This is a genomic window from Methylobacterium nigriterrae, from assembly GCF_037106235.1.
In the GTDB taxonomy this organism is placed as follows: domain Bacteria; phylum Pseudomonadota; class Alphaproteobacteria; order Rhizobiales; family Beijerinckiaceae; genus Methylobacterium; species Methylobacterium nigriterrae.
In genome coordinates this window covers 1-21,390 of the sequence record NZ_JBAWTG010000031.1, presented here as the reverse complement: position 1 = coordinate 21,390, position 21,390 = coordinate 1, and the positions used below count along the sequence as shown (strand labels likewise).

General features: G+C 71.6%; 21 protein-coding genes and 1 pseudogene. 11 read left to right on the top strand and 11 right to left on the bottom strand.

Features of this window, described 5'->3' with window-relative positions; genetic code table 11:
- The first annotated feature begins 149 nt into the window (after nucleotides 1-149).
- Entirely contained in the window at nucleotides 150-617 is a 468-nt protein-coding gene (ptsN, locus tag WDW90_RS17200; RefSeq protein WP_336488632.1) for a PTS IIA-like nitrogen regulatory protein PtsN, read from the top strand.
- Between the two features lie 11 nt (nucleotides 618-628).
- The gene (locus WDW90_RS17195; protein WP_336488631.1) at nucleotides 629-967 is read left to right on the top strand and encodes a hypothetical protein; all 339 of its coding nucleotides are present in this window, start codon (nucleotides 629-631) and stop codon (nucleotides 965-967) included.
- Nucleotides 968-1,017: 50 nt separating this feature from the next.
- On the opposite strand, the gene WDW90_RS17190 is transcribed toward WDW90_RS17195, so the two are convergent.
- From WDW90_RS17190 to ftsE, 3 genes are all read right to left on the bottom strand, one after another.
- Nucleotides 1,018-1,848 (bottom strand): YdcF family protein, encoded by an 831-nt coding sequence (locus WDW90_RS17190; protein ID WP_336488630.1) that lies wholly within the window; start codon nucleotides 1,846-1,848, stop codon nucleotides 1,018-1,020.
- 208 nt (nucleotides 1,849-2,056) lie between these two features.
- The gene (locus WDW90_RS17185; RefSeq protein ID WP_431311061.1) at nucleotides 2,057-3,019 is read right to left on the bottom strand and encodes a cell division protein FtsX; all 963 of its coding nucleotides are present in this window, start codon (nucleotides 3,017-3,019) and stop codon (nucleotides 2,057-2,059) included.
- A complete protein-coding gene (ftsE, locus tag WDW90_RS17180) occupies nucleotides 3,019-3,735 on the bottom strand; it encodes a cell division ATP-binding protein FtsE (RefSeq protein WP_336488628.1) in 717 nt (238 codons plus the stop codon). Before ftsE ends, WDW90_RS17185 begins: the two co-directional genes overlap by 1 nt.
- Before the next feature lie 159 nt (nucleotides 3,736-3,894).
- Between ftsE and WDW90_RS17175 the strand changes: the two genes are divergently transcribed.
- The 3 genes from WDW90_RS17175 to WDW90_RS17165 all read left to right on the top strand — a co-directional run bounded on the left by WDW90_RS17175 (nucleotide 3,895) and on the right by WDW90_RS17165 (nucleotide 6,042).
- On the top strand, nucleotides 3,895-4,710 hold the full coding sequence (locus tag WDW90_RS17175) for a zinc-ribbon domain-containing protein (protein ID WP_336488627.1): 816 nt from the start codon (nucleotides 3,895-3,897) through the stop codon (nucleotides 4,708-4,710).
- Nucleotides 4,711-4,814: 104 nt separating this feature from the next.
- Nucleotides 4,815-5,384 (top strand): hypoxanthine phosphoribosyltransferase, encoded by a 570-nt coding sequence (gene hpt / locus WDW90_RS17170; RefSeq protein ID WP_336488626.1) that lies wholly within the window; start codon nucleotides 4,815-4,817, stop codon nucleotides 5,382-5,384.
- A gap of 292 nt (nucleotides 5,385-5,676) precedes the next feature.
- Nucleotides 5,677-6,042, top strand: coding sequence for a response regulator (locus WDW90_RS17165; protein ID WP_150961766.1), 366 nt, complete (start codon nucleotides 5,677-5,679; stop codon nucleotides 6,040-6,042).
- 113 nt (nucleotides 6,043-6,155) lie between these two features.
- On the opposite strand, the gene WDW90_RS17160 is transcribed toward WDW90_RS17165, so the two are convergent.
- Complete coding sequence (locus tag WDW90_RS17160; protein WP_336488625.1) at nucleotides 6,156-7,829, bottom strand: formate--tetrahydrofolate ligase; 1,674 nt, start codon at nucleotides 7,827-7,829, stop codon at nucleotides 6,156-6,158.
- A 315-nt stretch (nucleotides 7,830-8,144) separates the two neighbouring features.
- The gene (locus WDW90_RS17155) at nucleotides 8,145-8,366 is read right to left on the bottom strand and encodes a heavy-metal-associated domain-containing protein (RefSeq protein ID WP_336488624.1); all 222 of its coding nucleotides are present in this window, start codon (nucleotides 8,364-8,366) and stop codon (nucleotides 8,145-8,147) included.
- Between the two features lie 208 nt (nucleotides 8,367-8,574).
- Between WDW90_RS17155 and WDW90_RS17150 the strand changes: the two genes are divergently transcribed.
- Together WDW90_RS17150 and WDW90_RS17145 are read left to right on the top strand one after the other, a co-directional pair.
- Nucleotides 8,575-10,059, top strand: coding sequence for an EAL domain-containing protein (locus WDW90_RS17150; protein WP_336488622.1), 1,485 nt, complete (start codon nucleotides 8,575-8,577; stop codon nucleotides 10,057-10,059).
- Nucleotides 10,060-10,130: 71 nt separating this feature from the next.
- Nucleotides 10,131-11,036: a TIGR01459 family HAD-type hydrolase gene (locus WDW90_RS17145; protein ID WP_431311060.1), complete on the top strand. Its 906-nt coding sequence runs from the start codon at nucleotides 10,131-10,133 to the stop codon at nucleotides 11,034-11,036.
- A 6-nt stretch (nucleotides 11,037-11,042) separates the two neighbouring features.
- Here the strand turns inward: WDW90_RS17145 and WDW90_RS17140 are convergent, their stop codons facing one another.
- Nucleotides 11,043-11,576 carry a protein phosphatase CheZ gene (locus tag WDW90_RS17140; RefSeq protein WP_336488621.1) on the bottom strand — a complete coding sequence of 178 codons (534 nt, stop codon included), beginning with the start codon at nucleotides 11,574-11,576 and terminating at the stop codon, nucleotides 11,043-11,045.
- Between the two features lie 92 nt (nucleotides 11,577-11,668).
- Complete coding sequence (locus WDW90_RS17135; protein WP_336488620.1) at nucleotides 11,669-12,052, bottom strand: response regulator; 384 nt, start codon at nucleotides 12,050-12,052, stop codon at nucleotides 11,669-11,671.
- Nucleotides 12,053-12,427: 375 nt separating this feature from the next.
- Between WDW90_RS17135 and WDW90_RS17130 the strand changes: the two genes are divergently transcribed.
- Entirely contained in the window at nucleotides 12,428-13,414 is a 987-nt protein-coding gene (locus WDW90_RS17130; protein WP_336488619.1) for a bifunctional riboflavin kinase/FAD synthetase, read from the top strand.
- A gap of 33 nt (nucleotides 13,415-13,447) precedes the next feature.
- Here the strand turns inward: WDW90_RS17130 and WDW90_RS17125 are convergent, their stop codons facing one another.
- The 3 genes from WDW90_RS17125 to WDW90_RS17115 all read right to left on the bottom strand — a co-directional run bounded on the left by WDW90_RS17125 (nucleotide 13,448) and on the right by WDW90_RS17115 (nucleotide 16,147).
- Nucleotides 13,448-14,209: an anti-sigma factor gene (locus tag WDW90_RS17125; protein WP_336488618.1), complete on the bottom strand. Its 762-nt coding sequence runs from the start codon at nucleotides 14,207-14,209 to the stop codon at nucleotides 13,448-13,450.
- 99 nt (nucleotides 14,210-14,308) lie between these two features.
- A complete protein-coding gene (locus WDW90_RS17120) occupies nucleotides 14,309-14,929 on the bottom strand; it encodes a sigma-70 family RNA polymerase sigma factor (protein ID WP_336488616.1) in 621 nt (206 codons plus the stop codon).
- A gap of 69 nt (nucleotides 14,930-14,998) precedes the next feature.
- A complete protein-coding gene (locus tag WDW90_RS17115; RefSeq protein WP_336488615.1) occupies nucleotides 14,999-16,147 on the bottom strand; it encodes a patatin-like phospholipase family protein in 1,149 nt (382 codons plus the stop codon).
- Between the two features lie 358 nt (nucleotides 16,148-16,505).
- Between WDW90_RS17115 and ispG the strand changes: the two genes are divergently transcribed.
- Together ispG and WDW90_RS17105 are read left to right on the top strand one after the other, a co-directional pair.
- Nucleotides 16,506-17,816 (top strand): flavodoxin-dependent (E)-4-hydroxy-3-methylbut-2-enyl-diphosphate synthase, encoded by a 1,311-nt coding sequence (gene ispG / locus WDW90_RS17110; protein ID WP_336488614.1) that lies wholly within the window; start codon nucleotides 16,506-16,508, stop codon nucleotides 17,814-17,816.
- Nucleotides 17,817-18,073: 257 nt separating this feature from the next.
- Nucleotides 18,074-20,113, top strand: coding sequence for a potassium transporter Kup (locus WDW90_RS17105; protein WP_431311059.1), 2,040 nt, complete (start codon nucleotides 18,074-18,076; stop codon nucleotides 20,111-20,113).
- An 81-nt stretch (nucleotides 20,114-20,194) separates the two neighbouring features.
- On the opposite strand, the pseudogene WDW90_RS40750 reads toward WDW90_RS17105, so the two are convergent.
- Nucleotides 20,195-20,371 (bottom strand): annotated as a pseudogene (locus WDW90_RS40750) (globin domain-containing protein); the annotation flags it as partial.
- A gap of 581 nt (nucleotides 20,372-20,952) precedes the next feature.
- Between WDW90_RS40750 and WDW90_RS17100 the strand changes: the two are divergent.
- The coding region (locus tag WDW90_RS17100; RefSeq protein ID WP_336488613.1) for a (2Fe-2S)-binding protein at nucleotides 20,953-21,390 on the top strand (438 nt) is incomplete at its 3' end.

Here is a 21,390-nt window from a genome sequence, read left to right as displayed (position 1 = left end):
CCCGTACCTCGGCCATTGATCCACGGGGCGTTCCCCGCGGGTCGTGATTCCCGGGGTCTGGTCCCCGGGTCACGCGGGCGCAAGCTCGCGGTGCCATTCTCACTGCGCGGGGCCCGGTCGGGGCCCTGCCGACGGGGCAGCGGTCCTCCATGTCAGTGCTGGAATTCCTCGATCCGAATTCCGTGGTGCCCTCGCTGCGCGCCCGCACCAAGAAGCAGGTTCTGCAGGATCTGAGCAGCCAGGCGGCACGGCAGCTGCCGGCTCTCGACGATCGCGAGGTCTTCGAGACCCTGCTTCAGCGCGAGCGCCTCGGCTCGACGGGCATCGGCGACGGCGTCGCGATCCCGCACGGCAAGCTGCCGGGCCTCGACCGCCTATTCGGCCTCGTCGCCCGCCTCGAGCGGCCGGTGGATTTCGAGGCGCTGGACGGCCAGCCCGTGGACATCGCCTTCCTGCTGCTGGCGCCCGAGGGCGCCGGGGCCGACCACCTCAAGGCGCTCGCCCAGGTCGCCCGCATCCTGCGCGAGCCCGGCATCCTCGAGCGCATCCGGGCCGCGCGCGACGCGAGCGCCCTCTACGCGCTCCTGACGCGCACCTCGGCCTCCCAGGCGGCCTGAGCCGAGCCCCGATGAGTTCCTCCTGCGTCCGCCTGCTCCTGGCCGGGGGCCTGTGCCTGCTGGCGCCGCTCGCCGCCGCGGCCCAGCCCGGCGCCGACACGGCCTGCGCCCGCGACGTGCTCGTCGCCCAGTCGATGCAGCGCCAGGCCATCGACCAGCTCGAGCAGGCGGACGGCGACGACGCGCGGAACTGCCGCGTCTGGCGCCGGCACGTGGAGACCATGCGCCGGGTCGCGAGCGTCTACGGCCGCTGCCTGTCGGGCTCCGAGCGCACCGAGCGCCTGGCACAGGTGCAGGGCTCGGAGAAGGAATTCGGCGGCCTCGTGCGATCCCGCTGCCGGGGGCTCTGAGGAGCGCGTCGCGGAGCCCGCGGCCAGGTCCGGCGCGCAGGCAATCCCCGTCAGTCCAGCCGCCGCACCAGCGGCTCGGCCACCATCTTCAGGGGCTTGCCGCGCCCGATCAGGATCGCGGCGCGGGAGCGCTCGGGATCGCTCTCGAAGCGGGTGCGCAGCCACGCGGCCAGGAACTTCACGTACTCGGCGGCGAGCAGCCGCGCCGAGCCCGGATGCTGCCACCAGCGGGCGGCGTCGAACCCGTCCGCGATCACCGGATGCGGCACGATCCGGTCGCCGCCCATCAGGGCATGGTCGAGCTCGATCAGGGTGCGGGGCATGTGGTAGTTCGAGGTCACGACCGCGACCGTGCCGAACCGGTTCTCGCGCATCCAGCGCCGGGTCTCGATGGCGTTGCCGATGGTGTTGCGCGCCCGGTAGTCGAGGTCGACGCAGCAATCGATCCAGTGGCGCTGGGTCGGGTTGAGCCGGGCGATCTCGTCGCGGCTGGTGCGCTCGTTCACGCCGGTGATCAGGAGCCGCCGCCCATATCCGCCCGCCAGGAGGTCGATCGCGTCGCCGATGCGTTGCGCCCCACCGGTGAGCGCCACAATGCCGTCGGCGCGGGCCGCCGGCGAACGCTCGATGCGGTCGAGGCAGGCCACGAAGGCGAGGAAGCCCGCCGCCAGCGCCACGCAGCCGAGGCCCGCGAGGCCGAGGAGGGCCGTGGCGAGGAGGCCGGTACGCGCGGGCGTCCCCGGAGCGGCGGCCGTCGCGGCCGGCCGGCGCCGGGTCGCAAGCCGCGCTGCCGGCCGTGTCTCCTGCCGGGTCTCTTGCCGTGTCTCTTGCCACGTCCAGCCGAAGGCCTCGGCCGGCGTCATGTCGGGTACGCGTGGCATCCGCGTCGTCATTCTCCGGGAGGATAGCACCGATTGCGGCGCCCGAGAGGCAAGTATTCCGCTCCCCGAAAAGTTCACAAAGGGTTAACGCCCGGTCCCCGGGTTTCGCCGCGCGGTCTCGCGGCGAGATCCGCGCGGGTCGGACGAGCTCCGATGATCGCGTCGCGAGAGCGTGATCGGCCCTGGCCCCGCGCGCCCCGATCCCGGGTCAGGCGAGGAAGCGCCGGACCGTCAGCCGCGATACCACGGCCGTGACGACCGACGCGATGACGCCGATCAGGAGCACGCTCGCATAGCCCCTCCAGCCGATGTGGAAGGCCCCGAACAGGGCCTCGATCTCCTCGCCCGCCGGTCCTGAGCGCCAGGCGCGGGCGAGGAGGCCGGCCAGCCAGAAGGCCGCGAGCGCGAGGCCCGCCCCGATGATGCCGCCGCGCAGCCCGAGGCCGAAGAAGCGGCGCTGGAAGGCGCGGGCAATGAAGTCGTCGTTGGCGCCCACGAAGTGCAGCACCTCCACCACCTCCCGGTTGCCCGCCATCGCGCCGCGCGTGGCGAAGGCCACCGCGAGCCCGGTCGCGACGAGCACGAGGGCGACGATGCCGACGCCGACGCCCACGAAGGTGTTGGCCATGGTCGAGAGCCTCTGCAGCCAGAGGGCGTGATCATCGAGGCTCGCGACCCCCGGCAGGGCCTCCGAGAGCGCCCCGCGCAGATGCTTGAGGTCGGGGACGGGGCTGTCGGCGAGCTTCAGGGTGATGAGGCGCGGCACCGGCAGGTCGGTCAGGTCGAGGCCGCTGCCGAGCCAGGGCTCGAGCAGGCGCTCGGCCTCGGCCTTCGAGAACACCCGCGCCGCCGCGACGCCGGGCTCGGCCTTGGCGATGCCCTCCGCCCTGGCGATGTCCCCGTCGAGGTCGCGCCCCGGGCTCGGCCGGACCTGGATCGTCGCCTCCTGCGTCACGGCGCCCTGCCACTGGCCGGCGCTCGAGGCCACGATCTCGGCCGCGCCCGCGCAGAGGGCGGCCAGGAAGGTCAGGATCGCGATGACGGCGGCGAGCGAGCGGCTCGCGGCGGAATCCGTCGGCACGAGCGGCGCGTTGCGCCGCAGCGTCGGGGGCAGGGCCGGCTCGAAGGCGGCGGGGGCGGCGTGCGGAGCCTCGATGCGTGTCCCGGCCATCATCCCTCGATCTGCAGGCGGCCCTGCCCGAGAATCATCCGGCGCGCATCGACGAGGTCCATCAGGCCGAAATCGTGGGTCGCGATGATCACCGAGGTGCCGAGCTTGTTGAGTTCGACGAAGAGGCGCAGGAGCCGGCGCCCGAGGCCCGGGTCGACGTTGCCGGTGGGCTCGTCGGCGAGCAGCAGCTCGGGCCGGGCGATCAGCGCGCGGGCGATGGCCGCGCGCTGCTTCTCGCCGCCCGACAGGAGCGGCGGCAGCACGTGCATGCGCTCGCCGAGGCCCACCCAGCGCAGGAGTTCCACCACCTCCGCCCGGTAACTCGCCTCGGCCCGGCCCTGGACGCGCAGGGGAAGCGCCACGTTCTCGTAGGTGGTGAGGTGGTCGAGCAGCCGGAAATCCTGGAACACCACGCCCATGCGGCGGCGCAGCCCCGTGAGCGCCTCGCTCGAGATGCCGCTGACCTCCTCCCCGAAAACCGAGACGAGGCCCCGCGTCGGGCGCACCGACAGCAGGATGAGGCGCAGCAGCGTGGTCTTGCCCGCGCCCGAGGGGCCGGTGAGGAACTGGAACGAGCGCGGCTGGACCCGGAAGCTGACGTCGGAGAGCACCTCCGGCCCGAGGCCGTAGCGCATCCCGACATTCTCGAACTGGACCACCGGCTCCTCAGCGCCGGAGAGAAGGCTGCCTGTCTTCACCCGCTCGCCCAAGGTCATCCGCACATTGCCGCGCCCCGGCCCGGATTGGGCCGACGATGCGGCGTTTTCAAGCCCGAACGGCCCCGCTTCACCGGGGATTAACCGTGCGCCGCGACAACCGTGTGAGTCTTTTTTCGACGAGCGGCAACCGCCGATCGAGGATGGAAGCGATTCGCCGTGCTGATCGTCTGCCCCGCCTGCGCCAGCGAGTACCGGATCGAGGCCGACCGCGTCGGCATGGAGGGCCGCTCCGTCCGCTGCGCCGCCTGCCGCGAGACCTGGTTCATCGCCCCGGCCGAGGTGCTGGCGGGCCGCGCCGAGGAACTCGACATCGAGCGCTACGGGCCCGAATCGGGTCTGGAGGCGGCCTGGCAGGCCGCCGCGGCCGAAGAGAGGCAAGCGGAGAGGCAGGCGGAGGCGGCGGTTCTCGACAACGTGCCGCCGCGCCCGCGGGCGCGCTCCGCCGCGCGGGCCGCAGGCCGGCGCAAGTCATCCAAGTCCGCCAAGCCCGCCCGGCGGCGGGGCCTTGCCGGGATCTCGCCCGCCGCCGCCGCGGGACTCGCCGCGCTGGCCCTCCTGCCGCTGATGCTGCTGGCCCGCACCACCGTGGTGCGGGCGATGCCGCAGACGGCGGGGCTCTACGCCCGCATCGGCCTGCCGGTGAACCTGCGGGGGCTCGAGCTTCGCGACGTGGTCGCCTTCCGCGGCGCGGCCGAGCCCGGCCGGGCGGGCGAACTCGTGGTCGAGGCCGACCTCGTCGGGCTCGCCAGGGGCGGCGTGCCCGTGCCGGTGATCGAGGTGGAGGTGCGCGACGCCGCCGACCGCCCGCTCAAGACCTTCACGGCGCCGGCACCCCGCGCCGCCCTTGGCGAGGCCGAGCGCGCGCGCTTCCGCGCGACCTTCGCCGACCCGCCCGCGCAGGGGCGGTCGGTCGAGATCCGCTTCGCCGCGGCGGCCCCCCCCTCGGAGGAGAGGCCGGCCGCCCATCCGTAGGGCGCCGCGATGCAAGGTTCCCGCGCGAGCGTTTTTCCCGCGCGCGAGCTTTTTCCCGCGCGCGGCCGTGGGCAGGGGCCGGGCAAATGCTCTAAGAGAGGGCCATGACCAGCGCCTCCCGACGCGTCCGCGTCCTGTTCGACGAATCCGCCATCGCCCGGCGCAACGAGGAGCTCGCGCAGGAGATCATCGCGACGAATCCCGAGAACCTGCTCGTGGTCGCGGTGCTCAAGGGCAGCTTCATGTTCGCGGCCGACCTCCTCCGGGCGCTCCACCGCGCCGGCCTCTCGCCGCAGGTCGAGTTCGTGCACCTGTCGAGCTACCGCAGCGGCACGGTCTCCTCCGGCCAGGTCGAGATCCTGCGCGACGTCGAGAGCGAGGTGCGCGGGCGCGACGTGCTGCTCGTCGACGACATCCTCGAATCGGGCCGCACCATCGTGTTCGCCAAGGATCTGCTGATGGCGCGGGGCGCCAGGCGCGTGATGACGGCGGTGCTGCTCGAGAAGCCCGGCAAGCGGGCGGTGACGATCGACGCGGATTTCGTCGGCTTCACCTGCCCGGACGTCTTCGTGGTGGGCTACGGCATGGACGTCGCCCACGCCTTCCGGCAGCTGCCCTTCGTGGGCCTCGTCGATTACGAGAGCACGGAGCCCGACCTGTTCGGCGGCACCTAGATCATGCTGCGTTTCGACCGATTCGGTCAAAACGCAGAAATCATGGTCGATCCGATCAATCAGAGCATGCTTCGAGCGAGAAACCGTCGCCACTTTTTCGCAGCATGCTCTTCGGGCGTGCAACGCCCCGCTTGACCATCCGTTAAGGTGGGGGCGGCATTTTCGCGCAGGCGGTGCTGCCCGGAACTGTTCCGGTCACTCGAACCTTGACAGGTCGGGCAAGCCCCTGCGTGATTCGACAACTCATTGTCGACGCAACCATTTCGGAAGACGGGACGAAAGACGGGACGACATGGCGCGCATCCTGCTCGTCGATGACGAAGAGACGGTCCGCGGCTTCCTCAAGCGGGGGCTCGAGATCGACGGTCACGCGGTGATCACGGCCATCGACGGCAGCGACGGCCTCGACCGCCTGAACGAGGCCGACGGCGCCTTCGACCTGATGCTCACCGACATCCGCATGCCGCTGATGGACGGCATCGCGCTGGCGCTCGCGGCCAAGCGCGATTTCCCGAACCTCACGATCCTGCTGATGACGGGCTTCGCCGACCAGCGCGAGCGCGCCCGCGGCCTCGACGCGATCGTGACGGACGTGCTGACGAAGCCATTCTCCCTCGCGGACCTGCGCTCGACCGTGAACCGGGCGCTGGCGGCGTAGGGACGGGGCGCCGCTCCCGGATCGCGCGGGCCCCTGTTCCCGAACGGGGAAGGGACCCGCGCCCGATCCCGCAGCGGCCTTCCCGCCGGGCGGCGCGGAAGGACGGCGCCGGCTCAGAACAGGCCGTCGATCTGGCCGTTCTCGTCGAGGCGGATCGTGTCCGCGGATGGGACCTTGGGTAGGCCCGGCATGGTCATGATCTCACCGCAGATCACCACGACGAAGCCGGCGCCCGCCGAGAGGCGGACGTCGCGCACGCCGATGATATGGCCGGACGGCGCGCCCATCAGGGTCGGGTCGGTCGAGAAGGAGTACTGGGTCTTGGCCATGCAGACCGGCAGGTTGCCGTAGCCCTCCTTCTCGAAGGCCGCGAGCTTCGTGGCCGCCTTCGACTCGATCTGGATGTCGGCCGCCCCGTAGAGCTTCGTCGCGATGGCCTTGATCTTGTCGGTGAGCTTCGACTCGGGCTCGTAGGTGAAGGCCAGCGGCTTCTGCTCGCCCTCCGCGAGCTTCACGACGGCGTGCGCCAGCTCCTCGGCGCCGGCGCCGCCCTCCGCCCAGTGCTTGCAGGTGATGGCCTCGACCTGCAGCCTGTCGCGGCACAGCTCCTTGAGTTTGGCGTGCTCGGCGTCGGTATCGGCGTAGAAGTGGTTGACGCCGACGACGACGGGCAGGCCGAAATTGCGCACGTTCGCGACGTGGCGGGCGAGGTTGGCGAAGCCGCGCTCCAGCGCCTCGATGTTCTCTGAGCCGAGGTCCTTCTTGTTGACGCCGCCGTGCATCTTCAGCGCCCGCACGGTGGCGACGATGACGACCGCCGAGGGCTTCAGGCCCGTCTGCCGGCACTTGATGTCGAGGAACTTCTCGGCCCCGAGATCGGCGCCGAAGCCCGCCTCCGTCACCACGTAGTCGCCGAGCTTGAGGCCGGAGCGCGTCGCGATCACCGAGTTGCAGCCATGCGCGATGTTGGCGAAGGGGCCGCCGTGGATGAGCGCCGGGTTGCCCTCGAGCGTCTGCACGAGGTTCGGCTGCAGGGCGTCCTTGAGCAGCACCGTCATGGCGCCCGTCGCCTTCACGTCCTTGAGCGTCACGAGCTTGCGGTCGCGGGTCTCCGCGATGACGATGCGGCCGAGGCGCTCCTCGAGGTCGGCGAGGTCCTTGGCGAGGCAGAACACCGCCATGACCTCGGAGGCCACGGTGATGTCGAACCCGTCCTCGCGCGGGAAGCCGTTGGCGACGCCGCCGAGCGACTGGTTGATGGCGCGCAGCGCCCGGTCGTTCATGTCGACGACGCGGCGCCAGAAGATGCGTCGCACGTCGATGTTGAGTTCGTTCGCCCAGTAGATGTGGTTGTCGATGAGCGCCGAGGCGAGCGCGTGGGCCGAGGTGATGGCGTGGAAATCGCCCGTGAAGTGCAGGTTGATCTGCTCCATGGGCACGACCTGCGCCTTGCCGCCGCCGGCCGCGCCGCCCTTCATGCCGAAGCAGGGGCCGAGCGAGGGCTCGCGCAGGCACATCACGGTCTTCCGGCCGATGCGGTTCAACGCGTCGCCGAGGCCGACCGTCGTCGTGGTCTTGCCCTCGCCCGCCGGCGTCGGGCTGATGGCGGTCACGAGCACCAGCCTGCCCTCGGGCCGGCTCTCCAGCGAGGCTATGTAGCCGTGGTCGATCTTGGCGATGTGCTTGCCGTAATGGTGGAGCGCGTCGTCCGGGATGCCGAGCTTCTCGGCAACTTGACCGATCGGCTTCAGGGTCGCGGCGCGGGCGATCTCGATGTCTGAGGGCATGGTTTCCTCACCTCGTGGCACGAAGGCTTCGTGTGGCGTCCGTTTCTGGGTCCGCGAACCGCCCCGCATCGCAGCGATCGACCCGCGCGGCCTGCGGCCGGGCCGGTCTCGGCAGCGATGCTCGGGGTCACCGCGGGGCTTGCCGGCTTTTGCCGTGCGGCTGTCGTTGGGCCAAGGGCCAAGCCTGAACCATCGGGGCAGTTTGCGCGAAGGCGGGGGGAAAATCGTGTCGAAATTTTTAAAGGCGCGGCCAAATTTTCGTTTTTGTCAGGTCCCTTCCGGCCGTCCCCGGCCGGCCATCCCCGGCCGGCGATGTCAGCCCGTCATGGCGGTGGCGGTGTAGCCGGCCCGGGTCAGGGCCTCGGCGACCGCGAGGCTCTGGGCGTGGGTCGTCACCGCGACGCGGCCGTGCTCCAGGTCGACCTGCACCCGCGCCTCCGGGTCGAGGCGCCGGATCGCGCGGCGCACGGCCTCGGCGCAGCCGTCGCAGGTCATGCCCTCGACCCGCATCAGGAAATCGGCTCGCGTCTCGTCCATGCGTCGGGCTCCGGTCGGTCCTCGCGGGGGCGGCGGCGGCGCCCCGGTGCGGGGAAGCCTATGTCACAGCTCGGGGAAATCCACCCCGGCTCGCGGTCCGCGCCTTGCCGGGGCCGCAACCCTCGGCGACAACGGGGCGACGCACCGATTCGCGGCGAACGGCCCGGGGCGTCTGTCCCGCGCGTTCGAGGGTGGTTGAGCTTTTTCGATGGCCCGGAACTTCGGCCGGCCCGGCAGCCTGTTGGCCTTGGGTGCCCTCGCACTCGTCGTCCTGGGGCCGCTCGCCGTCGTCTCGCCGCTCCTCGCCCTGCTGGCGCTGGCCGCCCTTGCCGGGCTGGCCTCGCTCCTCGCCCACCGGCGGTCCGCGGCGCTCGCGACCCGCTGCGACAAGCTCTCGGCGGAGGTCGACGTGCTCTCGAAGCGCCTCCTGCGGATCGAGGCGGCTTCCGCGGCCGAGCCCAAGGGCGGCACGGCTCCCGGCGCCGACACGGCCATGCTGGCGGCCGGCGTCGAGGAAGTGACGGTGGAGATCGGCCTCCTCAGCGGCATCGTGCGCGACCTCGCGGCCGTGGTGGCCACCCAGGACGGCGAGATCGCCCGCCTGAAGGCGGAGGCGCTCGCGCCGCTCGTCGCGGCCGGCCCCGTGCCGCGGCCAGCCGTGCCCGCGCCAGTCTCGCCGATTCCGGTCCCGACGCCCGCGGCCGCACGGCCCGTGTTCCCGACGCCGCGGCCCGTGCCGCCGCCGCGGCGGGCGCCGGACGCCGCGGCCCTCCCCGGACACGTGATCGAGGTGCCGTCCACCGAGGAACCAGCCCAGGCGGATCGGGAGCGGGCGCGCGAGGCGGCCCTCATCGCGGCCCTCATCGCGGCCTTCGACGGGGGCGGGCTCGAGGTGCATCTCCAGCCCGTCGTCACCCTGCCCCAGCGCAAGGTCGCCTCCTACGAGGCCCTGGCGCGCCTGCGGGTCGAGGGCGAGGTCCTGCCGCCGGAGGCGTTCCTGCCCGTTCTGGAGCGGCACGGCCGCACTACGGATCTCGACCGGCGCATGCTCCAGCAGGTCGCCACCATCGCGCGTCACCTCGCCGGCCGCGGCAGCGAGGCGGCGGTCGCCTACGGCCTGTCGCCGCTCTCGCTGTTCGAGCCGGGCTTCCTGCGCGGGCTCGCCCGCGTCGTGGCCGCCGAGCCCGCGCTTGCCGGCCGCCTCGTGGTGGCCCTGCCGCAGGTGAGCTGGCGCAGCCTCGACGCCGAGCAGGCGGGGGCGCTCGCGGCGATGCGCGGCAGGATCGGCTTCAGCCTCGACCGCCCGGCGGACCTGCGCTTCGACGCCCTGTCGCTCGCCGAGCGCGGCGTCACGCAGGTCAAGGTCCCGGCCGACCTGCTGCTGCGGCAGGCGAGTGCCCGCCGGCACCTGTCCGACATCGCCGTCGAGGATCTCGTGGCGGCGCTCGGGCGCGCCGGCATCCGCCTGGTTGCGACCCGGGTCGAGCAGGAGGCCGACGTGCCCGACCTGATCGATCTCGACGTGCCCTTCGCGCAGGGCAGCGTCTTCGCCGCGCCCCGCGCCGTGCGGGCGGAGGTGCTCGCGGCGCCGCCCGCGCCCCTCCCGGCGCCCGCCGCGGCCGCGCCCCCGGAGGAGCCGGAGCCCCCGCCGCAGCGGCGCCCCTTCCGCGACTTCCTGCGCCGCGCGGGCTGAGCCCCGCGGCCGTTGCATTCGCGGCCGCGCCCGCCTAACCCGGCCGCCGCACCGCAACAGCAGGATTGACCATGACGCGCATGCCCGCCCCCGCCGGGACGGTCCCGACCCTGGCCGGCATCGCCGGCATCGCCGCGGGCTACGACCTGATCCTGTGCGACGTCTGGGGCGTGCTGCACGACGGCACGAACGGCCACAGGGCGGCGGGCGAGGCCCTGATCCGCTTCCGCGCGCTCCCCGGCGAGGGACGTCCCCGCCGGGTCGTGCTGGTCTCGAACGCACCCCGTCCCTGGGCGGGCGTGCAGCGCATCCTCGACGGCTTCGGCGTGCCGCGGGAGGCCTACGACGCGATCCTCACATCGGGCGACCTCACCCGCGGCCTGATCGCGCGGAGCCCCGGCGCCGCGGTCTACCACCTCGGCCCGGAGCGGGACGCCACCATCTTCGACGGCCTCGACCTCGCCCTCGTGCCCGCCGATGCGGCCGACCTCGTGGTCTGCACCGGCCTGTTCGACGACACCCGCGAGACCGCCGAGGATTACCGCGCGGCGCTCGACGCGTTCCGGGCACGGGCCGTGCCGATGATCTGCGCCAACCCCGACCTCGTGGTGGAGCGCGACAAGCAGCTCATTCCCTGCGCGGGCCTCATCGCGGCGGCCTACGCGGAGATCGGCGGGTCGGTGGTCTACGCGGGCAAGCCCTACCGGCCGGTCTACGAGGCCGCGCTCGCCATGGCCGGCGCCCTCGATTCCCGTGAGGCGCCGGATCCGGCGCGCGTGCTGGCGGTGGGGGATGCGCTGCGCACCGACATCGCGGGGGCCGTCGCCTTCGGTCTCCCGAGCCTGCTCGTGGCGCGCGGCATCCACGCCGAGGAGCTCGGCGTGCTGGCCGAGCACGACCGGCTCGGCGACGTCGCGGCGTGGCTGGGTCGCCAGGCGGTGCGGCCGGACGCGGTGATCGAGCGCCTGTGCTGGTAGGGACGCTCAGGCGAACAGCGCGTCGATGTCGTCCTGCGAGGTCGCGGGGCCGTCGATCTGGGGACCGTTCAGCAACAGCTGCTCGGCCCGCTTCCGGCGCTCGGCCTCGGTCGGGTCGAACCCGGCCTCGTCGCGGGCCTTCACGGCGTTGGCGAAGCGCGCGAGCCGCAATTCGAGCTGGCGCAGGGCCTCGACCACCTTCGAGATGCGCTGCCCGGTGATGTCCTGGAAGGCGCAGGCCTCGAAGATCTCGTAGATGCGGGCCTCGACATTCGCCCGGTAATCGGCGTCGTCCGGCAGCCCAAGCATCGCCTCGGCCGAGGCCATGATCTGGTTCGTGGCGCCCGCGGTCGCGGCCAGCACGTTGCCGAGCTCCTCATGCGCCATCGGGATGCGGTCGCGGGTCAGCTCGTTGGCCCGCAGCGCCGCGATCTCCTGGCGGAGATGGCTGATATACTCCGCGATCTCGACGAGCTCGTTGATCACCCTCGGCGAGGGCGCTGCGGGAGCCGGGTCCCGCGGTTTGCGTGCGAATCTCATCGGCACCGTACTCCTGACGCCCCGGCGCCGCCCGCGGGCGACACCGGCCACTCCTGCGAGGCTCGCCTCCGGCACTCCGTCGAGGCGCGCGATCAGGCGCCGCAGACGGCCTCGATCTTGGACTTGAGCGTGGCGGCGTTGAACGGCTTGACGATGTAGTTGTTCACGCCGGCCTTCTTGGCGGCGATGACGTTCTCGGTCTTCGACTCGGCCGTGACCATGATGAAGGGCGTGGTGCGCAGGCCCTCGTCGGCGCGGACATGGCGCAGCAGTTCGTAGCCCGTCATCGGCTCCATGTTCCAGTCGGAGATCACGAGGCCGTACTTGCGGCTCTTGAGGCGGGCCAGCGCCGCGGTGCCGTCGGAGGCGTCGTCGACCTCCTCGAAGCCGAGCTGCTTGAGCAGGTTGCGGATGATGCGGACCATCGTCTGGTAATCGTCGACGACGAGGATCGGCATGCTGAGATCGAGGGCCATGGGCGGTCTGCTCCGTCTTGCCCGGGGCCGGTGCGGCGGCGACATCCCCGAGGCGTATTGCGGGAAGCGCCGCCTCCTCGCGGCGCCTCGTGTCGCCGAAACTACGCGAGACTGAATTTCAAACCGGTTAACCGCGGTGCCCGGCGCGGAGGCCCGATCCTCCCCCGATGACCGGGCGCCCGCGGCGCCGCCGCGGCCCATCTCCAAGATCCCCCCGGCGCCCCTCGCTTGACCCTTCAGGCGCTTTTCGACAGGGTCCGCGGCGCTTCCGATCCGGCCTGCCGCACCGGATTCGCCCGCCTTGCCGTCCGCCCTGCCGTCCGTCTTGCCACCCGTCCTGCAAGCTCCACTCGTCCTGCAAGCTCCATGAGTTCGATGCCGTCAGCCGACGAGAGCACCGCGCGGCCCTTCACGATCTGCCGCGAGGACGATCCGGTGCCGCCGCGGCTCGCCGGCGCCGTCGCGGCGATCGGCAATTTCGACGGAATCCACCAGGGCCACCGCGTCCTCGTCGAGGCCGTGCGCGAGACCGCGGCGGCGGCCGGCCGTCCGGCCGTGATCCTGACATTCGAGCCACATCCGCGGGCCTATTTCGCGCCCGGCCAGCCCATGTTCCGCCTCACCGGGCGGGGCGCGAAGGAGATCGTGTTCCGCCGCCTGGGCCTCGACGGGCTGATCGTGCGCCGCTTCGATGCCGGGCTCGCTGGCACCGGCGCGCGCGACTTCGTGGAGCGCCTCCTCAAGGGCGAGCTCGGGCTTTCCGGCGTCGTCATCGGGCACGACTTCCATTTCGGGCGCGGCCGCGAGGGCACGCCGGCCCTGCTCGCCGGCATGTGCCGGGAGGCGGGCCTCGGCTGCCGCATCATCCCGGCGGTGTCGCTCGCTTCCGAGGCCGTTCCGGTCTCGTCGAGCGCGATCCGGGCGGCTCTGGCGGCGGGTGACGTGGCCCGGGCCAACGCGCTCCTCGGCTACCGCTGGTTCGTGCAGGGCAGCGTCCGCCACGGGGACAAGCGCGGGCGCGTCCTCGGCTACCCCACCGCCAACGTCGCGCTCGCCGATTGCGGCCTCGCCCACGGCATCTACGCGGTGCGGGTGCGCCTCGCCGACGGCGGCGTCCGGGACGGGGTGGCGAGCTACGGGCGCCGCCCGACCTTCGACGACGGCGCGCCGCTCCTCGAGGTTCACCTGTTCGATTTCGCGGGCGACCTGTACGGGCAGGAGATCGCGGTCGAGTTCGTGGCCTTCATCCGCGGCGAGGAGCGCTTCGCCGGCGCCGAGGCCCTGATCGCCCGCATGGACATCGATGCGGCCGAGGCGCGTGCCCGCCTCGCGACCGATCGCGTGCCCTCCATGCTGGGGTGATCTCCGTGCCCGGATGCTCCCGGAGGAGGCGCCTCAGCGGCCGATGGCGGCGAGTTGCGCCACGGCCCTGCGCAGCTCCGCCTCGTCGCTGGCGCCGCTGAGGGCGTACGAGGACTCGCCCGCGCTCCAGTAGGCGGTGGCGCCGTCGCTGGAGCGGGTGATCTCGTTCTCGCGGCCGACCGTGCGGCGGTGCGTCGCGAACAGCGCGACCTCGCCGAGATTGCCGGCCTGGATCGCCATCTCGACCCCAGCGCCCCGGTGGGCGGGGAAGACCTGCACGTCGCGCACGGTCCAGCCGGTCGGCAGGTCGGGCAGGCGGATGCCCGTGGCGGCCTCGATCTCGGCCCGGTCGTAGCCCGGCGCGGTGCCTTGCGAGGTCATGCGGGCGCGCAGCTGCGCGGTCTGTCGGGCCTGTTGCGCGTCCTCCACGAGGGTCGGGTCCACGGGGGAGGCGAAGGTGTCGGGCACGCCGAACAGGCCCACCTCCGCGTGGGCCAGCCAGCCGGCTCCCACCAGGATCGCGATCGCGGCGGCGCGGCGCAGGCGCGAGGCGACCTGACGCCAGCGCAGGCTCCGGTCGAGCCGCCGCGCGGCGGTGCGGTTGCGCTCCGGGCCGGGGCCGGGATGGCGCGCGAAGGCTTCCCGCAGGGCGTCGCGGTCGTGCAGCTCGGCCATGATGCGCGCGGCCACGTCCGGATGGCGCGCGAGGTGCGCCTCCACGTCGAGGCGCCGCATCACCTCGAGCTGCCCGTCCACGTAAGCGACGAGATCGGAGTCTGTAATCGGATCGATCATCACGCCACGTCCTATTATCCTGTCAGGCGTTTCCCGGAAAGTTGGCGGCCCGGCCCCGAAGGCCGGTCCCGGCCCCTCGTGCGGCCCGGACCGGCGGCCTCAGGCGGAGCCGACGATCCGACTCTCGTAGACCGACGGATCACCGGGCTCTCCCGGGCTCTCGCGCCTGACGAGACGCAGATGCGGCCGTTCCGGCGCGGTGCGGGAGGCCGAGCCCTTGCCGGCGCGCTCGCCGCCCTCCTCGAAGGCGCGGAGCGCGGCGCGGCCGCGCCCGAGCCGCGACATCAGGGTGCCGATGGGAATGCCCAGCACCGCCGCGGCGTCCGCGTAGGCCATGCCCTCGAGCGTCACGAGGTGCAGCGCGGCCCGCTGCTCCTCCGGCAGGGTCAGGAAGGCCTCGCGGATCTGCGCCAGCCGCACCTGCCCTTCCTGCGCGGGCGGCGCGGCCTCGTCGCTCATCTGCGCCAGCACGTCGGCGTGGCGGGCCTCGACCCGCTTGCGCCGCTGGTCGTCGATGAAGACGTTGTGCAGGACCGTCATCATCCAGGTCCGCAGGTTCGTGTTCGGCCGCAGGCTCGCCTGCGACTCGAGGGCGCGCACGAGGGTATCGTGCACGAGGTCGTCGGCGCGCAGCGTGTCGCGGGTCAGCGAGCGGGCATAGCGCCTGAGCGGCACCAGCAGATCGACGATCTCGGGTCGCTTCGTTTTGTCGGCCATCATGATACGGACAACGGTCGAAGGAGGCCGCTTAATCCCCCTGCTTAATCCCCTCGCGTCCCGGCTCGCGCATCATTGATAGGCCGATTGCAGGTCGAGCGTACAGTCGCGGCCGACCTCGTCGTAGTGCTCGGCGAGCCAGGTCCGCGCGGCGGCCCGGCCCTTGTCGCGCAGGCGCTGGAACACCCGCCAGCGGGCATCGAGGCGCGAGGAGGCGTTGTAATCCTCGAGCGCGTCGGTGCCGTCGATGCGGTGGACGAGGACGCGCCGGTACTCGCCCTGGCCGAGCACCCCCTCGTCGATCAGCCCGTCCACGAAGTCGATGGCGCGCAATTCCCGCATCAGGTTCGCGTTGAAGGTGATCTCGTTGAGCCGGTCCTGGATCTCGGCCTGCGTGCGCGGGGTCTCGCGCCGCTCGACCGGGTTGATCTGCACCAGAACGATGTCGCGCGTGACCGCGCCGCGGTGCAGGGGATAGAGCGGCGGGTTGCCGAGATAGCCGCCGTCCCAGTAGGGCACGCCGTCGATCTCGACCGCCTGGAACACGGTCGGCAGGCAGGCCGAGGCCATCAGGTGGTCGGCGGTGAGGCGCTCGCGCTCGAACACCGCGAGCTTGCCGGTCCAGACGTTGGTGGCCGAGACGAACACGCCCGCGGTGTCGGCCTCGCGCAGCCGCGCGAAATCTACCTGCCTGGCGAGTGCCTTCCGGAGCGGGTTGATGTTGAGCGGATTGGCCAGGTAGGGGCTCGGCGCCAGCACCTTGGTCCAGAACTCGGCGACCGGGTTGCCGGTCCAGAGGCCGAGCACGCCGTTGAAGACGCTGCGCTGCGTCGGCCCGAGGTCGCCGTCGAGGCTGACCTCGCGCCAGAAGCGCTCCAGGCCCGCCCGCGCCCCGTCCGGGCCGCCCTCGAGCCAGCCGTCGATCATCACGACGGCGTTCATGGCGCCCGCGCTCGCCCCCGTGATCGCCTCGAAGCCGAGGCGCCCGTCCTCGATCAGCGCATCGAGCACGCCCCAGGTGAAGGCACCGTGGGCGCCGCCGCCCTGGAGGGCGAGCGCCACGGTCTTCTCGGCCTTCGGCCCCGCCAGGATGGTGAGGGGCGGACGGGCCGGGGAATCGTGCGCGATGCCGTCGGAGATCGGACCGGGGGAGGGGACGGCGGTCGACGGGTTGTGCGGCTCGGGGCTCGGCGGCCGGCCAGTCGAATCATCGTTCATCATGGCCTCAACATGGGATGTTGCAATGCGGTAGCAACTGTTGCACCACAGCAAAAAGCGGGCGGCGGCTAGACGGTTCCCCGAATCGGCGGCCTCCGGAGGGCCGTGCGCGCTACGGGACGCGGGCAAACTCGACATTCGGGCGTCAATGCGACATGACACGCGCGACGCTGCCATGCAGGGTCATCAACTTGACGCCGGATCGCGGCAATCTCAGCTAAACGATCGCGCGCATACGGTGACCCGCTGCCGAGCCGCGGTCCGACGGGCAGGACCGGCCGGCGGGGCGACACGACCGTTTCCCGAGGCCGCAGGCCGGCCGCTCTGTGCAAGAACCTCTAGGCCCAAGCTAAGGTCCACGATGGAAGCCATGGAAGCCGCAGGCGAAGCCAAGACCCTCGGCGGGACCGGCCCCGAGATCGCCGGGCCGGCGCCCCGGCACCGCACGGTCGGCGTCCGCGTCGGCGACGGTGAGGGCGCGGTCACGGTCGGCGGCGGCGCTCCCGTCGTCGTGCAATCCATGACGAACACCGACACGGCCGACATCGACGCCACGGTGGCGCAGGTCGCCCAGCTCGCCCGGGTCGGCTCCGAGCTCGTGCGCATCACCGTCGACCGCGACGAGGCGGCGGCCGCCGTGCCGAAGATCCGCGAGCGCCTCGACCGGATCGGCGTGCACGTGCCGCTCGTCGGCGACTTCCACTACATCGGCCACAAGCTCCTCTCCGACCACCCGGCCTGTGCCGAGGCGCTCGCCAAGTACCGGATCAACCCGGGCAATGTCGGCTTCAAGGAGAAGAAGGACACCCAGTTCTCGACGATCATCGAGCAGGCGATCCGCTACGGGAAGACGGTGCGCATCGGCGCGAACTGGGGCTCGCTCGACGGCGAGCTGCTGACGCACCTGATGGACGAGAACGCGAAGTCCCCGACCCCGATCGACGCCCGCGCGGTGATGCGCGAGGCGATGGTGCAGTCGGCCCTCTCCTCGGCCAGGCGCGCCGAGGATCTCGGCCTGCCGAAGGACCGGATCATCCTGTCGGCCAAGGTCTCGGTGGTGCAGGACCTGATCGCGGTCTACCGCGAGGTGGCGCGCCGCTCGGACTACGCCATCCATCTCGGCCTGACCGAGGCCGGCATGGGCTCGAAGGGGATCGTGGCGGCCTCCGCCGCCATCGGCGTCCTCCTCCAGGAGGGCATCGGGGATACGATCCGCTACTCGCTGACGCCCGAGCCCGGCGGCGACCGGACGCTCGAGGTCAAGGCGAGCCAGGAACTCCTGCAGACGATGGGCTTCCGCACCTTCGTGCCGCTGGTGGCGGCCTGCCCGGGCTGCGGGCGCACCACCTCGACGACCTTCCAGGAGCTCGCCCGCGACATCCAGAACTGGATCACCACCTCGATGCCGGAATGGAAGAAGACCTACCCGGGGGTCGAGGGGCTGAACGTCGCCGTGATGGGCTGCATCGTGAACGGCCCGGGCGAGTCGAAGCACGCCGATATCGGCATCTCGCTGCCCGGCACCGGCGAGAGCCCGAGCGCGCCCGTCTTCATCGACGGCAAGAAGGCGATGACGCTGCGCGGCGCGACGCTCGCCAAGGATTTCGAGACCATCGTCACCGACTACATCGAGCGACGCTTCGGCCAGGGCAGCCGCAGCGCGGCCGAGTGAGGCTCGGCGGGCCGGCTCTGCTCCGGCCGATGACGGCCGCGCGCATCTCCGCATGCACCTGCGCGCGTCGAGCGCCGGGGCTCGCGGTTTCCGTGGGTCGGCGCCCGTGGTAGCGTGCCGCCACGATCCCCTGCGGGCTTCCGCCGCCGGCGGCGCCCCGGAAGCCGACGCGTCCCCATCCACGCGTTATCGAGACACGCGTTTTCCATGCGTCGCGTCGCGAGCCTCCGGGCAGGCATCACCCTAGATCACGATCCATGACGCAATCCGCTTCCTCGAGCGCCCCCGACGCTCAACCCGAAGCCGCGGGCGGCCTTCGCGCAGGTCCCGCCGGCGCAAGTCCAGCCGGCGCAAGTTCCGCCGGCGGCCCCGCGGCGGGCGAGGGCGGCGGCGCCGTGCCGATGCCGGCCGGTGCCCTCGACCTGCCCGACGGCGCGCAGCCGCACGCGCCCGTCAGCTTCTGGACCCTCGTCGTCGGCTCGGTGGGCGTGGTCTACGGCGACATCGGAACGAGCCCCCTCTACGCCTTCCGGGAAGCGCTGGGGCCGGCCCGCACCGACAACATCCTGCTCCCCGAGGAGGTGCTCGGCACGGCCTCCCTGATCCTGTGGGCGCTGCTCCTCATCGTCACGGTCAAGTACGTCGCCATCCTGCTGCGCATGGACAACAACGGCGAGGGCGGCATCCTCTCGCTGATGGCGCTCGCCCGCAAATCGCTCGGCGGCTCGCGCATCGTCTTCACGCTCGGGCTCCTCGGCGCGGCGCTGTTCTACGGCGACGCCGTGATCACGCCCGCGATCTCGGTGCTCTCGGCGGTGGAGGGCCTCAAGCTCGTGACCCCGGCCTTCGAGAACTCGGTCCTGCCGATCACGGTCGCGATCATCGTCGCCCTGTTCCTCGTCCAGAGCCGGGGCACCAGCAAGGTCGCGGCCTTCTTCGGGCCGATCATGGTGGTGTGGTTCCTGGCGCTGGCGCTCGCCGCCCTGCCGCACATCCTCGCCAACCCGGGCGTGTTCTGGGCCTTCCATCCCTGGTACGCGGTGCATTACCTGCTCGGCCACGGCTCGGGCGCGCTGGTGGCGCTCGGCGCCGTCTTCCTGGCCGTGACGGGGGCGGAGGCGCTGTTCGCCGATCTCGGCCATTTCGGGCGCCGCCCGATCCAGGTGGCGTGGCTCGGCCTCGTCGCGCCCTGCCTCGTCCTGAACTATCTCGGCCAGACCGCCCTGGTGCTGGCCAAGCCCGACACCACCGATCCGTTCTATCAGCTCGTCCCCGACTGGGGCCTGATCCCGATGGTGATCCTGGCGACGCTCGCCACCGTCACGGCGAGCCAGGCGGTGATCACGGGCGCCTTCTCGCTGTCGCGCCAAGCGATCCAGCTCGGCCTGCTGCCGCGCCTCGAGATCCGCCACACCTCGGAATCGCATTCGGGCCAGATCTACCTGCCGCAGATCAACATGCTCCTGATGGTCGGCGTCGTGGTGCTGGCCGTGCTGTTCCGCTCCTCATCGGCGCTCGCCTCGGCCTACGGCATCGCCGTGACGGGCACGATGCTGCTCACCGCCAGCCTCTCCTTCATCGTGCTCTGGCGCTACTGGCGCTGGTCGCCGATCGCGGCCGCGGCCGCCATCATGCCCTTCATCGTGGTCGAGTTCCTGTTCATGCTCTCGAACCTCCTGAAGGTGTTCGAGGGCGGCTACGTGCCGCTGCTCGTCGCCGGCTGCCTGATCGTGCTGATGTGGACCTGGGTGCGGGGCGTCACGATCCTCTTCAACAAGACCCGCAAGACCGACGTGCCGCTGACCGAACTCGTCGGCATGCTGGAGAAGAGCCCGCCCCACCACGTGCGCGGCACCGCGGTGTTCCTCACGAGCGATCCCGAGATCGCGCCTGCCGCGCTCCTGCACAACCTGAAGCACAACAAGGTGCTGCACGAGAAGAACGTCATCCTGACGGTCGAGACCGTGGACACGCCGCGCTCGAACGAGGCCGACAAGGTCCGCATCGAGCCGATCGGCCCGCATTTCTCGAAGGTCGTGATGAAGTTCGGCTACATGGAGACGCCGAACATCCCCAAGACCCTGACGCTCCTGCGCAAGCAGGGCTTCAAGTTCGACATCATGGCCACCTCGTTCTTCCTGTCCCGCCGCTCGATCCGGCCGGCCGCGCATTCCGGCATGCCGCTCTGGCAGGACCGGATCTTCATCACGCTGGCCAAGAACGCCAACGACGCCACGGACTTCTTCCAGATCCCCACGGGCCGCGTCGTCGAGGTCGGCACGCAGGTCACGGTCTAGCGCCATTCGCGTCCGCGCGGGCGCGCCGGCCTGCCCGCGGCGGGGCGGCCGCCCTCGGTGCTTGACGATGCGGCCGCGATAGCTCTCGAGCAGGCCCATGAGCTCCTCGAGCTCCTGCTCGGGCACGTTGAACTTGTAGAAGGTCGTGCGGCACTCGGTCATCACGATGTCGAACTCGCGGCTCGTGATGTTCAGATGCGCGTGCGCCTCGTCCATCGGGCGCCCGAAATAGGCCTTCGGGCCGGTGAGCTCGGTCACCCAGGCCGAGAGGATGAACTTGAAGCCCTCGTGGCGCCCCGGTCCCGGCGCCTGTGCGCCGTCGAGGGGCCGCGATCCAAATAATTCCAATTGAAATCCGACTGGCCAAGGCGGACCATTGCCCGAAGCCGGACGATCGCATCTATCTTCACGAGATCTTGAAGTTGAGCGGTCCGGAAGAATTGCCGACGGGGCTCGGGCGACTGGTGCTGAGCTTGGTCGCCATCTCGTCCGCCGCAGGTGCCTCCGCGTCCAGGCACGGATGATGCGTGCGAAACGTCACATCCCATGCGCTGGGGACGCAGCTTGGGCGTCGCGAAGCCGGCTGCCCGCGTTGCGCGGCGGGACAAGGCTGTCGTAGCCTGAAGTCATTCTGATGAGCGGGGGCGTGCCGTGGGCCTGCCGCATCGGGCCGGGTTCTTCACCGTCCGCGATGCGGCTTCGCCCCGTGGCCTCACGTCGGTTGGGCTCCCGTCACGCCCGCCGGCCGCTTCCACCCGGCACGGACACCGTTGAATCAACTACCCCGCGGGCGACCGGAGGTCCCGGCCGTCGCGCGGGCCTGCGGAGGACGATCGAGAATGATCAAACTCACCGTGAACGGAGCCGAGCGCGGCTTCGACGGCGATCCCGACATGCCGCTGCTGTGGTACCTGCGCGACGAGCTCGGGCTCACCGGCACCAAGTTCGGCTGCGGCCAGGCCCTGTGCGGCGCCTGCACCATCCATCTCGGCGGCACCGCCGTGCGCGGCTGCGTGACCCCGGTCTCGGCCGCCGAGGGGCAGGCCGTGACCACGATCGAGGGACTCTCGCCCGACGGCAACCACCCGGTCCAGGCTGCGTGGCGCGACCTCAACGTGTCCCAGTGCGGCTATTGCCAGTGCGGGCAGATGATGCAGGCGGCCTCGCTCCTCAAGGATACGCCGAAGCCCACCGACGCGCAGATCGACGAGGCCATGAGCGGCAATCTCTGCCGCTGCGGCACCTATCCGCGCATCCGCGCGGCGATCCATCAGGCC

Bases quoted from the DNA above. Each gene is read 5' to 3' on its own strand.
- ptsN (WP_336488632.1), top strand. From the start codon at position 150: ATGTCAGTGCTGGAATTCCTCGATCCGAATTCCGTGGTGCCCTCGCTG.
- WDW90_RS17195 (WP_336488631.1), top strand. From the start codon at position 629: ATGAGTTCCTCCTGCGTCCGCCTGCTCCTGGCCGGGGGCCTGTGCCTG.
- WDW90_RS17190 (WP_336488630.1), bottom strand. From the start codon at position 1,848: ATGCCACGCGTACCCGACATGACGCCGGCCGAGGCCTTCGGCTGGACG.
- WDW90_RS17185 (WP_431311061.1), bottom strand. From the start codon at position 3,019: ATGGCCGGGACACGCATCGAGGCTCCGCACGCCGCCCCCGCCGCCTTC.
- ftsE (WP_336488628.1), bottom strand. From the start codon at position 3,735: ATGACCTTGGGCGAGCGGGTGAAGACAGGCAGCCTTCTCTCCGGCGCT.
- hpt (WP_336488626.1), top strand. From the start codon at position 4,815: ATGACCAGCGCCTCCCGACGCGTCCGCGTCCTGTTCGACGAATCCGCC.
- WDW90_RS17165 (WP_150961766.1), top strand. From the start codon at position 5,677: ATGGCGCGCATCCTGCTCGTCGATGACGAAGAGACGGTCCGCGGCTTC.
- WDW90_RS17160 (WP_336488625.1), bottom strand. From the start codon at position 7,829: ATGCCCTCAGACATCGAGATCGCCCGCGCCGCGACCCTGAAGCCGATC.
- WDW90_RS17155 (WP_336488624.1), bottom strand. From the start codon at position 8,366: ATGGACGAGACGCGAGCCGATTTCCTGATGCGGGTCGAGGGCATGACC.
- WDW90_RS17150 (WP_336488622.1), top strand. From the start codon at position 8,575: ATGGCCCGGAACTTCGGCCGGCCCGGCAGCCTGTTGGCCTTGGGTGCC.
- WDW90_RS17145 (WP_431311060.1), top strand. From the start codon at position 10,131: ATGACGCGCATGCCCGCCCCCGCCGGGACGGTCCCGACCCTGGCCGGC.
- WDW90_RS17140 (WP_336488621.1), bottom strand. From the start codon at position 11,576: ATGAGATTCGCACGCAAACCGCGGGACCCGGCTCCCGCAGCGCCCTCG.
- WDW90_RS17135 (WP_336488620.1), bottom strand. From the start codon at position 12,052: ATGGCCCTCGATCTCAGCATGCCGATCCTCGTCGTCGACGATTACCAG.
- WDW90_RS17130 (WP_336488619.1), top strand. From the start codon at position 12,428: ATGCCGTCAGCCGACGAGAGCACCGCGCGGCCCTTCACGATCTGCCGC.
- WDW90_RS17125 (WP_336488618.1), bottom strand. From the start codon at position 14,209: ATGATCGATCCGATTACAGACTCCGATCTCGTCGCTTACGTGGACGGG.
- WDW90_RS17120 (WP_336488616.1), bottom strand. From the start codon at position 14,929: ATGATGGCCGACAAAACGAAGCGACCCGAGATCGTCGATCTGCTGGTG.
- WDW90_RS17115 (WP_336488615.1), bottom strand. From the start codon at position 16,147: ATGATGAACGATGATTCGACTGGCCGGCCGCCGAGCCCCGAGCCGCAC.
- ispG (WP_336488614.1), top strand. From the start codon at position 16,506: ATGGAAGCCATGGAAGCCGCAGGCGAAGCCAAGACCCTCGGCGGGACC.
- WDW90_RS17105 (WP_431311059.1), top strand. From the start codon at position 18,074: ATGACGCAATCCGCTTCCTCGAGCGCCCCCGACGCTCAACCCGAAGCC.